The 14,505-nt window shown below is 64.8% G+C and carries 12 protein-coding genes and 1 pseudogene; 8 read left to right on the top strand and 5 right to left on the bottom strand.

What is annotated here, in order from left to right:
• Positions 1-15 precede the first annotated feature (15 nt).
• From RHODMAR_RS13495 to RHODMAR_RS13465, 8 genes and pseudogenes are all read left to right on the top strand, one after another.
• Entirely contained in the window at positions 16-888 is an 873-nt protein-coding gene (locus RHODMAR_RS13495) for a ribokinase (protein ID WP_008715394.1), read from the top strand.
• Positions 885-1,349 carry a helix-turn-helix transcriptional regulator gene (locus tag RHODMAR_RS13490; RefSeq protein WP_008715392.1) on the top strand — a complete coding sequence of 155 codons (465 nt, stop codon included), beginning with the start codon at positions 885-887 and terminating at the stop codon, positions 1,347-1,349. The genes RHODMAR_RS13495 and RHODMAR_RS13490 overlap by 4 nt, the downstream gene beginning before the upstream one ends.
• A 9-nt stretch (positions 1,350-1,358) precedes the next feature.
• Positions 1,359-1,763: a VOC family protein gene (locus tag RHODMAR_RS13485; RefSeq protein ID WP_008715391.1), complete on the top strand. Its 405-nt coding sequence runs from the start codon at positions 1,359-1,361 to the stop codon at positions 1,761-1,763.
• Between the two features lie 76 nt (positions 1,764-1,839).
• On the top strand, positions 1,840-3,957 hold the full coding sequence (locus RHODMAR_RS13480) for a RecQ family ATP-dependent DNA helicase (protein WP_008715389.1): 2,118 nt from the start codon (positions 1,840-1,842) through the stop codon (positions 3,955-3,957).
• A 102-nt stretch (positions 3,958-4,059) separates the two neighbouring features.
• Positions 4,060-4,629 (top strand): annotated as a pseudogene (gene ectA, locus RHODMAR_RS29105) (diaminobutyrate acetyltransferase); the annotation flags it as partial.
• A gap of 51 nt (positions 4,630-4,680) precedes the next feature.
• Positions 4,681-5,958, top strand: coding sequence for a diaminobutyrate--2-oxoglutarate transaminase (gene ectB, locus RHODMAR_RS13475; protein WP_042939129.1), 1,278 nt, complete (start codon positions 4,681-4,683; stop codon positions 5,956-5,958).
• A gap of 42 nt (positions 5,959-6,000) precedes the next feature.
• Complete coding sequence (locus RHODMAR_RS13470) at positions 6,001-6,399, top strand: ectoine synthase (protein WP_008715385.1); 399 nt, start codon at positions 6,001-6,003, stop codon at positions 6,397-6,399.
• Positions 6,400-6,530: 131 nt separating this feature from the next.
• On the top strand, positions 6,531-7,367 hold the full coding sequence (locus RHODMAR_RS13465; RefSeq protein WP_442970053.1) for a Sir2 family NAD-dependent protein deacetylase: 837 nt from the start codon (positions 6,531-6,533) through the stop codon (positions 7,365-7,367).
• On the opposite strand, the gene proB is transcribed toward RHODMAR_RS13465, so the two are convergent.
• The 5 genes from proB to RHODMAR_RS13440 all read right to left on the bottom strand — a co-directional run bounded on the left by proB (position 7,340) and on the right by RHODMAR_RS13440 (position 14,502).
• Positions 7,340-8,455, bottom strand: coding sequence for a glutamate 5-kinase (gene proB / locus RHODMAR_RS13460; protein WP_042939126.1), 1,116 nt, complete (start codon positions 8,453-8,455; stop codon positions 7,340-7,342). The two genes, RHODMAR_RS13465 and proB, sit on opposite strands and share 28 nt — an antisense overlap.
• 26 nt (positions 8,456-8,481) lie before the next feature.
• A complete protein-coding gene (gene obgE / locus RHODMAR_RS13455) occupies positions 8,482-9,933 on the bottom strand; it encodes a GTPase ObgE (RefSeq protein WP_008715379.1) in 1,452 nt (483 codons plus the stop codon).
• A gap of 173 nt (positions 9,934-10,106) precedes the next feature.
• On the bottom strand, positions 10,107-10,370 hold the full coding sequence (gene rpmA, locus RHODMAR_RS13450; RefSeq protein ID WP_008715377.1) for a 50S ribosomal protein L27: 264 nt from the start codon (positions 10,368-10,370) through the stop codon (positions 10,107-10,109).
• A 59-nt stretch (positions 10,371-10,429) separates the two neighbouring features.
• Positions 10,430-10,741 carry a 50S ribosomal protein L21 gene (rplU, locus tag RHODMAR_RS13445; protein ID WP_008715375.1) on the bottom strand — a complete coding sequence of 104 codons (312 nt, stop codon included), beginning with the start codon at positions 10,739-10,741 and terminating at the stop codon, positions 10,430-10,432.
• A 233-nt stretch (positions 10,742-10,974) separates the two neighbouring features.
• Positions 10,975-14,502, bottom strand: coding sequence for a translation initiation factor IF-2 N-terminal domain-containing protein (locus RHODMAR_RS13440; RefSeq protein WP_157226095.1), 3,528 nt, complete (start codon positions 14,500-14,502; stop codon positions 10,975-10,977).
• Positions 14,503-14,505: the final 3 nt, after the last annotated feature.

The raw sequence follows: 14,505 nt of genomic DNA, 5'->3' as shown, positions 1-14,505 counted from the left end.
CGTTAGAGTTCGTTCGTGTCCGCCTCGAACCCCCGCATCGTCGTTCTCGGCAGCATCAACATGGATTTGATCACCCGCACCCCGTCGCTGCCGGTTCCGGGCGAAACGGTGCTGGGGTCGTCGTTCACCACCGCCTCCGGCGGTAAGGGTGGCAATCAAGCCATCGCTGCCGCCAAAGCGGGATCAACGGTCTCCTTCATCGGCGCGGTCGGAGACGATGAATTCGGAGAAACACTGCGCCACACGCTCACGAGTGCGGGCGTCGACGACAGCGCACTGCGTACGGCTGCAGGCCCGAGCGGCATCGCCACCATCACGGTCGACGACGATGCCGAGAACAGCATCGTCGTCGTCCCCGGCGCGAACGGTGGCGTTCGCCGCCTCACCGACGACGACCGCTCCACCATCGCCGACGCCGATATTCTTCTGTGCCAGTTGGAAATTCCTCTCGATACCGTAGTCGCCGCGTTCGAGTACGCACGCTCTCGCGGCGTGGTCACCATGCTCAACCCGTCACCGGTACAGGACTTGCCCGACGCGCTCCTGGCAACCACCGACGTGCTCGTGGTCAACGAAGCCGAGGAGGCTCGTCTCGACCACCGAGCAGACGCGGTGCCACACGTGATCACGACGCTCGGCGCGCGAGGCGCTCGATACCGCGGACCGGAATCGTTCGAGGTCTCGGCACCACGCGTCGAGGCGGTCGACACCACCGGTGCCGGGGATGCATTTGCCGGAGCGTTGGCCGCGTCCTGGCCCTCCGGTCCGCGACGTGCGGTCGAATGGGCCTGCGTTGCCGGAGCTTTCGCTGCCACACGACCCGGAGCGAGCGCATCCTCGGGTACCCGAGAGAACATCGACGCACTCCGTGACGCGGCCGGCTCATGAACGCCCCGGACCTGAAAGAACTCACCCTGCTCCGCCACGCACGCGACCGGATGGATCGCGAATTCGCCGAACCTCTGGACGTGCCGACACTGGCCCGAACGGCACTGATGTCCACGGCGCACTTCAGCCGGCGCTTCCGCGAGGCCTACGGCGAGACGCCGTACGCACACTTGATGACGCGGCGGATCGAGCGTGCCAAGGCCCTGCTGCGCCGCGGCGATGTCACCGTCACCGAAGCGTGCTTCGCAGTGGGGTGTACCAGTCTCGGGTCTTTCAGCTCGCGGTTCACCGAGATCGTCGGAGAGACACCCAGCGCCTACCGCGCCCGTGATCACCGTGACAGCCAGGCGGTGCCGAGCTGCAGGGCCATGGTTCTGGGCCGGCCGATGCGGGGCGGCACTGCCGTCACCGCCGCCGAACCGAGCAGAATCGAAGAAGCATCGGCAATCGGGGCGTCCTAGCCTGTCCCCATGACACTTTCACTGAGCCACGTACACGTCTACACCGACGACCCCGATACCTCGCTGGCGTTCTATCGAGATGCCCTCGGACTCGAGGTCAAGAGCGAGGTCGCCAATGACGGCTACCGCTGGATCACGCTGTCTCCCAACGATCAACCCGAGATCGAGATCGTGTTGTCGCAGCCGCACGCGGGCCGTTCGCAGGAGCTCGGCGATCAGATGTCGGCCCTGCTCGCCAAGGGCGAACTGCCGGGCCTGCTCTTCCGCGCCGAAGACCTCGACGCCGCGTTCGAGAGGATTCGGACGGCAGGCACCGCCGAAATTCTGCAGGAACCCACGAGCCAGCCGTGGGGCGCTCGTGACGCGGCATTCCGTGACCCCGCCGGAAATATGGTTCGCGTCAGCCAGGCATGAGCGGAGCCGGCGGGCCGGTCGAGTTGCTTGTCACCGGTTCCGTTCTGTGTCGTACCGATGCTGCACGATGGACACCATGACGACAGCAGCGCACACGACCGCGAGCAACTTGCGCGACGACGCCGAAAGGTTGCTGCGCGAGCTCGCCGGCCCCGATGCAGTGCTTCGGGACGACCAGTGGACAGCAATAGAGGCGTTGGTCGTGCACCGTCGACGCGCTTTGGTGGTGCAGCGAACAGGCTGGGGAAAATCCGCCGTCTACTTCATCGCCGCAAAACTGCTTCGTGCCCAGGGCCTGGGCCCGACGGTCATCGTCTCCCCTCTGTTGGCGCTGATGCGCAACCAGGTCGCCTCGGCCGAGCGCGCAGGCGTCCGGGCGGCCACGATCAACTCCGGGAACATGACCGAATGGGACGACATTCATCAGCAGGTCGCCTCCGGCGAACTAGACGTGCTGCTGGTCAGTCCCGAGCGGTTGAACAACCCCGACTTCCGCGACCAGGTGTTGCCGTCGCTGGCCGGGGATGCCGGCCTCGTGGTGGTCGACGAGGCTCACTGCGTCTCCGACTGGGGACACGACTTTCGACCCGACTATCGACGTATCCGCACTCTGATCGCCGAGCTCCGCGACGGCATCCCGGTGCTCGCCACCACTGCCACGGCAAACGACCGCGTGGTCGACGACGTCGCTGCTCAACTGGGCGTCGGCGGCGGCGACACACTGGTCTTGCGCGGCGGGCTCGCACGAGACTCGCTCCGCATGGCGGTGGTGAAGATCGACAACGCGACCGAGCGGGCCGCGTGGCTCGGCGACCATCTGAAGACGCTGCCCGGTTCGGGAATCATCTACACCCTCACGGTGTCGGCGGCCAAAGACCTCGCGGCTCTGCTGACCGACCAGGGTCACGTCGTAGCGTCGTACACCGGTCAGACGGACCCGACCGAGCGCGAATCTCTCGAGGGCGACCTACTGGCCAACCGGGTCAAAGCTCTCGTCGCCACATCTGCTCTCGGGATGGGATTCGACAAGCCCGATCTCGGGTTCGTCGTGCACATGGGGGCACCGTCGTCGCCGATTTCGTACTACCAGCAGGTCGGTCGCGCAGGCCGCGCCACCGAGCGAGCCGATGTGGTGCTGCTCCCGGGTCACGAGGATCGGCAGATCTGGAGCTACTTCGCCTCCGTCGCGTTCCCCCGCGAACATCTGGTTCGACAGGTCATCGATGCCCTGAACACCGACAAGGCACAGTCGACACAGGCACTGGAGCCCCTGGTCGAACTCAATCGCAGCAGGCTCGAGATGGTGCTGAAGGTCCTCGACGTCGACGGCGCTGTCAGTCGCGTTCGCGGCGGCTGGATGGCAACCGGCGAGCAGTGGACGTACGACGCGGCCCGCTACGAGCGTCTCGAGCAAGCCAGAGACCGCGAACAGCAAGCCATGATCGACTACCAGAGCACCGACGGCTGCCGGATGGAGTTCTTGCGCAGACAACTCGACGACCCCGACCTGGGCGCACCGGGTAGTGAAGCCGATCGGTGCGGACGCTGCGACAACTGCACAGGCGAATACCTTTCCGCCTCGGTCGACTCGGCCTCGGTCGACTCGGCGAGGGCCCGGCTGGACCGGCCCGGCCTCGACTTGCAACCACGAAAGCAGTGGCCGAGTGGGATGAAGAAACTGGGCGTATCGCTCTCGGGCAAGATCGCCGACCAGCACGAGCCCGGCCGAGTCCTGGGTCGACTCACCGACCTCGGCTGGGGCAGCCGCCTACGCGCACTTTTCGATGCACCTGATGCTCCAGCCACCGATCCGCTCGAAAAGGCATGCATCTCGGTGCTCGCCAACTGGGATTGGAAAGAGCGACCGACTGCTGTTCTGGCCCTGGACTCCCCCACTCATCCGCAGCTGGTTCGTTCGATTGCCGCACGATTGGCCACGGTCGGAAAATTGAGCGATCTCGGTGTCATGCAGGTCAGACCCGGTCACCCGCCGGTATCGGCGGCCAATTCGGCATTCCGGGTGGCCGGGCTGGTGGACTCCTGGGAGGTTCCCGACGTATCGTCCGTCACAGGACCGATTCTGCTGATCGACCTGCTGACCGACACCGGGTGGACGTTCACGTGCGCGACATCCGCTCTGCGGGCAGCAGGCGCAGACGCCGTGCTTCCGTTCGCGCTCGCCACGCCGAAGTAGCGTTTTCGTCGATTCGTGGTTTGACTTCGGAAACATTGGGTACAGCCAGCCGGGTCACAAACATGTGACTAGAATCACATTGTCCGGTTAACCAGGGGAAGCATGTCCGTTTCGGGGGTCGATTTCCGTCTGCACTCGATATGCCTCGGCAACGTTGTTACGTTTGTATTTCCTATGAAGCCTGCATTGCTGAGAGGTACCCCGCTCACTGCGCCGGACGCAGTGAAGTTCCGTAAGCCCAAGATCTCAGACGGAGTCCGGCTCTGGGAGATCGCGAGAGATTCGCGAGTTCTGGATCTCAATTCCAGCTACTCGTACGTATTATGGTGCCGCGATTTCGCTGCCACCACTGTCGTATCCGATATCGACGGCCGCGCAGTCGGTTTCGTCACCGGATACATCCGCCAAGACGCCCCGCGCACACTGTTCGTGTGGCAGGTCGCCGTCGATGCGGACCAACGCGGCAAGGGACTTGCCGGTCGCATGCTGATGGAGCTGCTCGACCGCCTCGAGCCCCAAGGCATCACGCATCTCGAAACGACGATCAGCCCGGACAACGAAGCGTCCATCGCAACCTTCACGAGCCTTGCGCGTAAGCGAGGCACCGACATCGTCAGGTCGGAATTGTTCTCGCCCAACGATTTCCCTGATAGCCACGAAGCCGAGGAGCTCTACACCGTCGGCCACGACGCTTCGCGGGATTATGAAAGGAACATTCAGAACATGACCGAAAAGAAGACTGGCACAACAGAGAAGCCCGATGTGTTCGAGACCGTCGAGTCGGAGGTGCGCAGTTACAGCCGCCAGTGGCCCGCCGTGTTCTCCACCGCGAAGAACTCGGTCATCACCGACGAGAACGGCAACGACTACCTCGACTTCTTCGGTGGCGCAGGCGCACTGAACTACGGTCACAACAACGACATGATCAAGAGCGCGCTGGTCGACTACATCACCGGTGACGGAATCACCCACGCACTCGACATGTCCACCGTGGCCAAGCGCGAATTCCTCGAGTCGTTCAAGAAGAACATCCTCGATCCCCGCGGCCTGGACTACAAGGTTCAGTTCCCCGGACCGACAGGTGCCAACACCGTCGAGGCTGCACTCAAGCTGGCCCGCAAGGTCACCGGCCGCGAGGCAATCATCAACTTCACCAACGCTTTCCACGGCATGACACTCGGCGCGCTGTCGGTCACCGGCAACTCGATGAAGCGAGCTGGCGCCGGAATCCCGTTGGTGCACACCACCCCGATGCCCTACGACAACTACTTCGGCGGCGTCACCGAGGACTTCCAGTGGTTCGAGCGCGTTCTGGACGACTCGGGCAGCGGATTCAACCGCCCCGCGGCAGTGATCGTGGAGACCATCCAGGGTGAGGGCGGCATCAACGTCGCGCGTCCCGAGTGGCTGCGCGCTCTGGCCGAGCTCTGCTCGCGTCGCGAGATCCTGCTGATCGTCGACGACGTGCAGATGGGCTGCGGACGCACCGGCCAGTTCTTCTCGTTCGAGGAAGCCGGCATCACCCCGGACATCGTCACGTTGTCCAAGTCGATCGGCGGATACGGCATGCCGCTGGCGCTGACGCTGTTCAAGCCCGAGCTGGACGTGTGGTCGCCGGGTGAGCACAACGGCACCTTCCGCGGCTTCAACCCCTCGTTCGTCACTGCGAAGGCGGCCATCGACCACTACTGGTCCGACGACGCCTTCGAGAAGGAGATCCTCGCCAAGGGCGAGCACATTCAGGATCGCTTCATCAAGTTGTGCGCCAAGTTCGACGGCATCTCCACCCGCGGTCGCGGCATGGTGCAGGCCCTGGTCTTCGAAGACGCCGAACTGGCCAACAAGGTCTCCCAGCTGGCCTACGACGAGCGCTTGCTCGTCGAGACCGCGGGACCGAAGGACGAGGTCGTCAAGCTGCTCCCACCGTTGACCACGACGATGGACGAGCTCGATCGCGGCCTCGACATTCTCGAAAGTGCTGTTGCAAAGGTTCTCTCCTAGAGAATCCTGCTCGCAACCACCGATATCGAAGGAGGACATCGCATGATCGTTCGCACCACCCAGGAGATCACCGGAACCGACCGCGACATCTCGGCCGAGGACGGTAACTGGCAGAGCAAGAGGATCATCCTCGGCGGCGACAAGGTTGGATTCTCGTTCCACGAGACCACGATCAAGGCCGGCACGGTGAACAATTTTCACTACGCCAATCACGTCGAGGCCGTCTGGCTGATCGAGGGCGAGGGCACACTGACCGATCGTGAGACCGGGGAAACCTACGAGCTCGGTGCCGGCTCGATGTACCTGCTCAACGGTCACGAGCGCCACACCGTGGAGGTTCGTACCCAGATGCGCATGCTGTGCGTGTTCAACCCTCCCGTCGTCGGCAGCGAGACACACGACGAGAACGGCGTGTACCCCCTCGTAGAGGTACCCGCGTAACACCGCTGTTCCAGAACGGCCCGCACCGACGCTCAGGCGTCCGTGCGGGCCGTTCTCGTCGGTTCGTGCCGGCACTGCGATCGCTCGCTATTCTGGACAGAGTGAATGCACTCCCCGAGTCCGCGGCCACAGTGAGGCAACTGACCTCTCTGCTCGACGGAAAGACCATCACCGTCGTCAGCGGAGCTGGTATGTCGACCGACTCGGGCATCCCGGACTATCGAGGTCCCCAGTCACCGCCCCGCAACCCGATGACGTTCCAGCAGTTCATCGGCGACGCCGAGTTCCGGCGGCACTACTGGGCCCGCAACCACGTCGGTTGGCGACATATGGATGCAGCGGTACCCAACGACGGACACCGAGCCCTCGCCAGGCTCGAACGCGCCGGTGTCGTCACCGGAGTCATCACCCAGAACGTCGACATGCTGCACACCAAAGCAGGTAGCCGCAATGTCATCGACCTGCACGGCGTCTACGCCAGAGTTCGCTGCCTGAACTGCGAACGGTTGATCTCGCGGTTCGAGTTGGCTCGAAGACTCGATCGTGCCAATCCCGGCTTCCTCGAATCGGTTGCACCAGCGGACGGCGTCGAAATCGCTCCCGACGCCGACGCGATCATCTCCTCTACCGAACACTTCCGCATGGTCGACTGCGAATCATGTTCCGGCATACTCAAACCCGACATCGTCTACTTCGGCGAGAGTGTGCCCAAACCACGCGTCGCCGAAGCCTACGATCTCGTCGACCGAAGCGAGGCCCTACTGGTACTCGGGTCCTCGCTCACCGTCATGTCGGGCCTGCGTTTCGTCAGACACGCGTCGAAAACCGGCAAACCCATCGTCATCGTCAATCGCGGAACCACTCGTGGAGACGAATTCGCCACCCTCACAACGGATTCGGGCTGTTCGGAAACAGCGAGTGCGCTGGCCGATCTGCTCGATCAGGCAGGGACCAGGTCGTCTGCGTGAACCACCGGGCGTTGTAGCTCTGCGGCGAGCTCCCCCGTCGACCGCCCGAGCATCCCGGCCAACTCCCCCGAGTCGTACGCAACGACCCCACGAGCGATCAGCTCACCGTCGTGATCGACGAGCGAGACCACGTCTCCGCCGTGAAACGATCCCGTCACCGAGGTGATACCTGCGGACAACAGCGACCGCCGCCGCTCCGCGACCGCTCGCACGGCACCCGCGTCGAGGTGCAGTTCACCCGCAGCATCTGCGGCATGGCGAACCCAGAACTTCCGAGCGGACAACCGCGTCGGCCTGGCGGCAAAGGCAGTACCCACCTCCGACGTCGTCAGCGCGTGTGCGGCGTCGGACGCAGCAGCCAACAGCACGGGAACACCCGCGTCGGCCGCGAGACGCGCAGCGGACAGCTTGGACGCCATTCCGCCGGTGCCCAGCGCTCCCCCAGACCCGGCAACCACGCCGTCGAGGTCCTCCGGGCTGGTGACTTCTGGAATCAGTGTTGCGCTGCCCTTGCGGGGATCTCCGTCGTACAACCCGTCCACATCCGAGAGCAGGAACAGTGCGTCTGCGCCGACGAGGTGTGCCACCAGAGCCGCGAGGCGATCGTTGTCACCGAAGCGGATCTCGGCGGTGGCGACGGTGTCGTTCTCGTTGACGATGGCGACGGCACCGAGTGAGCGCAGTCGATCCAACGTGCGCTGGGCGTTGCGGTGATTGGTCCGACGTGCGATGTCCTCGGCTGTCAGCAGCACCTGACCCACGGTGCGCCCGTACCGGTGGAAGGACGAGCTCCACGCGTTGACCAGGGCGAGCTGCCCCACGCTTGCCGCAGCCTGCTTGGTCGCGAGATCGTGCGGGCGGCGGGTGAGCCCGAGCGGTGCCATGCCGGCACCGATCGCTCCGGACGATACGACCACCACGTCGGTTCCGCTGCGCATCCGCGACTCGATGGCGTCGGCGAGCAGGTCGAGTCGACCCAGATCGAGGCCTGTGTCGAGACTGGTCAGCGCCGAGGAGCCGATCTTGACCACGATGCGCTTTGCGTCGGCAATCGTGCGACGGGTACCGGTGAGAGCCGCTTCGGGCAGATCGGATTCACGCACCGACACCACGACTACTCCTGTTCGGAATCGAGCCCGCGACGTACCTGGCGGGCATGCTTACGTTCGGATGCACCGATGCGCTCGACCTGATCGAGTCGGGCGTCGGTACCGCGGCCGGTCATGGTTATCTCGACACCGGCCGGAGTCTGCGGCTCCCAGTCGAACGAGACCTCGCCGATCGTGACCGACGCACCGGGCTGAGCGCCGGCCTTGATCAACTCATCCTCGACGCCCAGCCGGGCCAGCCGATCCGCGAGATAGCCCACGGCTTCGTCGTTGGTGAACTGCGTCTGACGCACCCAGCGCTCTGGGCGGATACCTCGAACGATGAAGCCGTCCGGGATATCCGGATCCTTGACGACCTTGAAGCTGTCGTCGTTCTTGGCGACCGGACGCAGTACCTGACGCCGTGGCTCCGGCGCCGGATGGGCAGTGCGGTAGTCCTCGACGAGCTTCGCCAAGGCGAAGGTCAACGGCTTGAGACCGGCGCGAGTCACTGCGGAGATGGTGAAGACCGGCCAGCCACGCGACTCGAACTCTGCGGTGACCATCTCGGCGAGCTCGGCACCCTCGGGAATATCGGCCTTGTTCAACACCACGATGCGGGGCCGATCGGCGAGATCGCCGAGGCTGGCGTCTCCGGACAGAGCCGGCTTGTAGGCGGCCAATTCGGCTTCGAGAGCGTCGACGTCGGAAATCGGATCGCGGCCCGGATCCAGTGTGGCGCAGTCGACGACGTGCGCGAGCACCGCGCACCGCTCGAGGTGGCGGAGGAAGTCGAGACCCAGACCTCGACCCTGACTGGCACCTGGGATCAAACCGGGCACGTCGGCGACGGTGAACGTGGTGTCTCCGCTCGACACGACACCGAGGTTGGGAACCAGCGTCGTGAAGGGGTAATCGGCGATCTTCGGCTTCGCTGCGGACAGCACCGAGACCAACGACGACTTACCGGCCGATGGGAATCCCACGAGACCGACATCGGCCACGGACTTGAGCTCGAGGACGAGCTCGCGCTCGATACCCTCTTCGCCGAGCAGGGCGAAACCGGGCGCACGACGAGCCTTGGACGCGAGCGCTGCGTTGCCGAGGCCACCGCGTCCACCCGGTGCCGCATCGAAACGTGTTCCCTCACCGATCATGTCGGCGAGTACGGTGCCCTTCTTGTCGAGCACGACCGTGCCGTCGGGAACCTTGAGGATCAGGTCCTCGCCGTTTGCACCCTCACGGTTGCCGCCCATGCCCTGAGTTCCGTTGCCGGCCTTGGCATGGCTGGAGAAGTGGAAGTCGAGCAACGTGTGAACGTTGGAGTCGACGACGAAGACGACTCCGCCGCCCTGTCCCCCGTTTCCACCGTCCGGGCCACCGAGAGGCTTGAACTTTTCGCGGTGAACCGAAGAGCAGCCGTTGCCACCTTTGCCGGCGCTGACGTGCAGCACCACGCGGTCGATGAATCGTGACATAGCTGTCTTCGATCCTTTCTGAAAGAAAAAGCGGGAGAAAAAAGCGATAGGGGCGGACCGGTCTCATGACCCTGGTCCGCCCCTATCGGGAACTATGAACGTACGCCGTGGATGTCCCACTCGAATAGTTGTCTATTCTGTCGGTCCATCGTGGCGCGAGCGCTGCAGAAGGACTAGGCCTCTACAGCGACCGGAACGATGTTCACGGTCTTGCGTCCGCGCTTGGCACCGAACTCGACTGCGCCTGCGGCGAGTGCGAACAGGGTGTCGTCGCCGCCACGGCCGACGTTGACGCCGGGGTGGAAGTGAGTGCCGCGCTGGCGAACCAGGATCTCGCCTGCGCCTACGGTCTGGCCGCCGAAGCGCTTGACGCCGAGGCGCTGAGCGTTCGAGTCGCGACCGTTACGGGAGCTCGATGCGCCCTTCTTGTGTGCCATGTTGCATACCCTCCTCGGGGTGAATCAGCTGAAAAGACCGCGGGTCCGGTGAGACCTGGTTACTTGATGCCGGTGACCTTGAGGACAGTGAGCTTCTGCCTGTGTCCCTGACGCTTGTGGTATCCGGTCTTGTTCTTGAACTTGTGGATGCGGATCTTCGGGCCCTTGGTCTGCTCGACGATCTCACCGGCGACCGAGATCTTCGCCAGCTTGTCTGCATCTGTGGTCAGGTCGGATCCGTCTACGACGAGGACCGGAGCAAGCGAGACAGCAGTGCCGGGCGCTCCCTCGATCTTCTCGACCTTGACGAGGTCACCAACAGCGACCTTGTACTGCTTTCCGCCGGTCTTGACGATCGCGTACGTTGCCATCGGAGGGCTACCCCTTGCTTCTTCGAACTTGCTCGCGTTGCGCATGGCACCACGACTGGTCTGGTGTTACGTGTTTGCTTGCTCCCTATCGGCCGGCCGAGATCACGATAATCTCGGCCCGCTCGAGAACCGTTGACTCTGTAGAGCCACTACGGCACAGCAGAACGGTGTCACCGGGAGCGACTTATCAAGGTTACGGCAGAGAGACGGCCAGGGTCAAACTGCCTGTTCTGCTAGGCATCGATGTCCACCGGCGGGCCCGCCGGCCGCGCTGCTGCACGCCGCCTGGGAGGACGTACCGCAGGCACCTCAACCGGCTCGACCGGTTGCTCGGCTGCCGACGTCAGAGGCTGCGACACCTCGGCATCGGCCACCCCCGTCGCATCGGCAGAGCCGTCGTCGCCGGTGTTGTCGGTGGCCGGTACGACGAGAACCACCCCGGCATCCGGAGCCACGCTGGTCGGCGCAGCGGCCTTGCGAGCCACCCGGCGACCACGACGAGCCTTCGGCAGCTCCGGCTCGACCTGGACGGACGGCTCGGCAGCGGGCTGCTCCACCGCAGGCTCCGTCACCTCGGCTGCAGGAACACCGTCGGCCTCTGCATCGCCCACTGCAGCCGTGGCAACGTCCACCTCGTCGGCGGAGACGACCGTGACGACGGTGTCGGAGTCGGTGCTCGCACTGGCAGGCGATGTCTCGACATCAGCTGGGCTGACGTCCGCCACCACCTCGTCATGATGCGCCGCCATCGCCAGGGCGACGGGGTGTGCCCGTTTGATCGACGGATCGACCACTGGGTGATCGTGGCTGTCCGCGGAACCGGTCGACGCGTTGGAGGAGCTGCGCTCGTTGCCGTCGTTGCCGTCGTTTCCGTCGGCCTTGTTGTCCTTGCCCCGTCGACGCCTGCTGCCCGTGCCCGAGTTGCTCGACTCCGAGCGGGACGAGTTCGAGCGACCGCCGTCGTTGTCCGGCTTGGCGTCGATGGGGAACGGATGCACCACTATTCCGCGACCCTGGCAGTGCTCGCACGTGGTGGAGAACGCCTCTACGAGGCCGGTGCCGAGCTTCTTTCGCGTCATCTGCACCAGCCCGAGCGAAGTGACCTCCGACACCTGGTGGCGGGTGCGGTCGCGCCCCAATGCCTCGGTCAGTCGCCGCAGCACCAGATCGCGGTTGGACTCGAGCACCATGTCGATGAAGTCGACGACGATCATGCCGCCGATGTCGCGCAGACGCATCTGTCGGACGACTTCTTCGGCAGCCTCGATGTTGTTGCGGGTGACGGTCTCTTCGAGATTGCCGCCCGAACCGGTGAATTTACCGGTATTGACGTCGACGACGGTCATCGCCTCGGTGCGATCGATCACCAGGGTGCCGCCCGAGGGAAGCCAGACCTTGCGATCGAGGGCCTTCGCCAGCTGCTCGTCGATACGGTGCGCAGCGAAGACGTCGACCGAACTGCCGTTGGTCTCGTACCGCTGTAGCCGCTGCATCATGTCCGGTGCCACGGTCTCGACGTAGTTCGACGTCGTCGTCCATGCCTTGTCGCCCTCGATGACGAGCGTGGAGAAGTCCTCGTTGAACAGATCCCGGATGACCTTGACGAGCATGTCGGGCTCTTCGTAGAGCGTCTGCGGTTGCACGCCCTTGCCGGTTTCGGCGTTGGCCGAACGCTCCTCGATGCTGGCCCACTGCGCCTGCAGCCGAGTCACGTCGCGTGCGAGTTCTTCCTCGCTGACGCCCTCTGCCGCGGTCCGGATGATGACACCCGCCTCGGCAGGCACGATCTCTCGGAGGATCTCTTTCAGACGCTTGCGCTCGGTATCGGGCAACTTGCGGCTGATCCCGGTGGAGCTACCACCGGGAACGTAGACGAGGAAGCGTCCTGCGAGCGAGAGCTGCGTCGTCAGGCGGGCACCCTTGTGCCCTACCGGATCCTTGCTGACCTGGACGAGAACCTGATCGCCGGGCTTGAGAGCCTGCTCGATCTTTCGCGAGTTCCCGCCGAGTCCGGCGGCGTCCCAGTTGACCTCGCCGGCGTACAGAACACCGTTGCGGCCACGGCCGATGTCGATGAACGCTGCCTCCATGCTGGGCAGAACGTTCTGGACACGACCCAGGTAGACGTTGCCGACCATCGAGGCGGTGGCACTGCTGGTGACGAAGTGCTCCACGAGCACCCCGTCTTCGAGCACGGCAACCTGTGTGGTCAGCGGATGCTCGGGGGTGGCCTTCTCCCGCACGACCATGACGCGGTCGACGGATTCACGTCGCGCCAGGAACTCGGACTCGGTCAGAATCGGCGGACGACGACGACCGGCGTCGCGCCCGTCGCGGCGACGCTGACGCTTGGCTTCGAGACGAGTCGAACCGGTGATGCCCTGAACTTCGTCTCGGGGGGCTCGGCTCTTGTTCCGCGGCTCCCGCTCGTGCACGACTGTGTTGGGCGGATCGTCCTCGGACGACGCGCCCTCGGCCGCTGCCTCGGCTCCGGTCTTGCGACGGCGACGACGGCGGCGACGACGGCTCGAGCCGTCTCCTTCGGAATCACCGTTGTCGGAGTCGTCGAGGTTGGACTGGGCAGACGAATCCGAGTCGTCGTCGCTGTCATCGGCCGAGGAATCAGCAGCGCGCGTGTCGTCCGAGGAATCGTTCGAGTCGGAGTTCGACCGGTCCGCGCCGCGGTTGCGGGTACGTGATCGACGCGAGCGCCTGCCCGAGCCCGACTGCTGGTCATCGCTCGCAGACGACTCTTCGGAATCCGCATCGGCACCGTCGGACGACTCTGTATCTCCCGAATCGGCGGACGCGCTGTCGGTGCCGGTGCCCTCGGAATCGTCGCCCGAGTTCTCGTCGCTCGAATTGTCGTCGGAAGACTGTTCGCCGCGGCCTCGGCCACGGCCACGGCGGCCACGCCGACGTCGCCGAGGCTGGGACTGATCCCCGTCCCCGTCCCCGTCCCCGTCGCCGTCGCCCGAGCTCTCGGACGCGGTCGACTCGTCGGACTCCGACGAAGTCGAGCGGCCGGCCGACGAGGTGTCGGGAGTAGAAGCGTCGGGGGTCGAGGCGTCGGGAGTAGAGGCCTCGGGTGCGGCGATCCCGGATGCTTGGGGTGCCGACGAAGTGGTATCGACGGACGCCACGGGCTCGTTGCTGTCGGTGTTCGCACCCTCGCCCTTCGGCGCGGCCTTGCGGCTGCGTCGACGACGGGCGGGGGGCTCTGCCGGTGACTCCGCAGACTCGGGTGCTGCCGAATCGACGGCGGCGGGCTGCAGAAACAGCGGAGTGGCGAACGTGGCTGCAGTGGGCTGCGCTGCCTCGGGCTCCGGCGCAGGCGCGCTGGTGAACAACTGCGGCTCGGACCACGGAGCCCCGGCAGCAGGTGACTCGGCGGCGGTCACCTCCGAGGAGGCTACCTCTCCCGAGGCGCTCGGCTCGTTCTGTTCGGCAAGCGAGACATCGACCGTCGGTGCAGCAGGGCTGTTGACCGAATCTCGAACGGACTCTGCGACGTCGCGGCTCAGACTCGACTGCGCACTGCGCGCTTCGATTCCGAGCTCACCCAGGGTGACGAGCAGTTGCTTGCTGGTGACGCCCAGAATCTTGGCCAGTGCGTGAACGCGCAACCTGGTGGGCAGCTCGATGGTGTCGGGTTGCCCCGACGATCCCGCGTCGAGTTCCGCAGACGACACCGAGTCGGCGTCCTCCAGACCTCCCACGTTCGCGTTCTGTACATCTTCGGGTGGGCTTTGATCGGCCACGTA

The organism is Rhodococcus sp. AW25M09, assembly GCF_000333955.1.
Lineage (GTDB): Bacteria > Actinomycetota > Actinomycetes > Mycobacteriales > Mycobacteriaceae > Rhodococcoides.
The sequence above is the reverse complement of the archived record's forward strand: the minus strand, read 5'-3'. Positions and strand labels throughout refer to the sequence as shown.

Bases quoted from the DNA above. Each gene is read 5' to 3' on its own strand.
- RHODMAR_RS13490 (WP_008715392.1), top strand. From the start codon at position 885: ATGAACGCCCCGGACCTGAAAGAACTCACCCTGCTCCGCCACGCACGC.
- RHODMAR_RS13485 (WP_008715391.1), top strand. From the start codon at position 1,359: ATGACACTTTCACTGAGCCACGTACACGTCTACACCGACGACCCCGAT.
- RHODMAR_RS13480 (WP_008715389.1), top strand. From the start codon at position 1,840: ATGACGACAGCAGCGCACACGACCGCGAGCAACTTGCGCGACGACGCC.
- ectB (WP_042939129.1), top strand. From the start codon at position 4,681: ATGACCGAAAAGAAGACTGGCACAACAGAGAAGCCCGATGTGTTCGAG.
- RHODMAR_RS13470 (WP_008715385.1), top strand. From the start codon at position 6,001: ATGATCGTTCGCACCACCCAGGAGATCACCGGAACCGACCGCGACATC.
- obgE (WP_008715379.1), bottom strand. From the start codon at position 9,933: ATGTCACGATTCATCGACCGCGTGGTGCTGCACGTCAGCGCCGGCAAA.
- rpmA (WP_008715377.1), bottom strand. From the start codon at position 10,370: ATGGCACACAAGAAGGGCGCATCGAGCTCCCGTAACGGTCGCGACTCG.
- rplU (WP_008715375.1), bottom strand. From the start codon at position 10,741: ATGGCAACGTACGCGATCGTCAAGACCGGCGGAAAGCAGTACAAGGTC.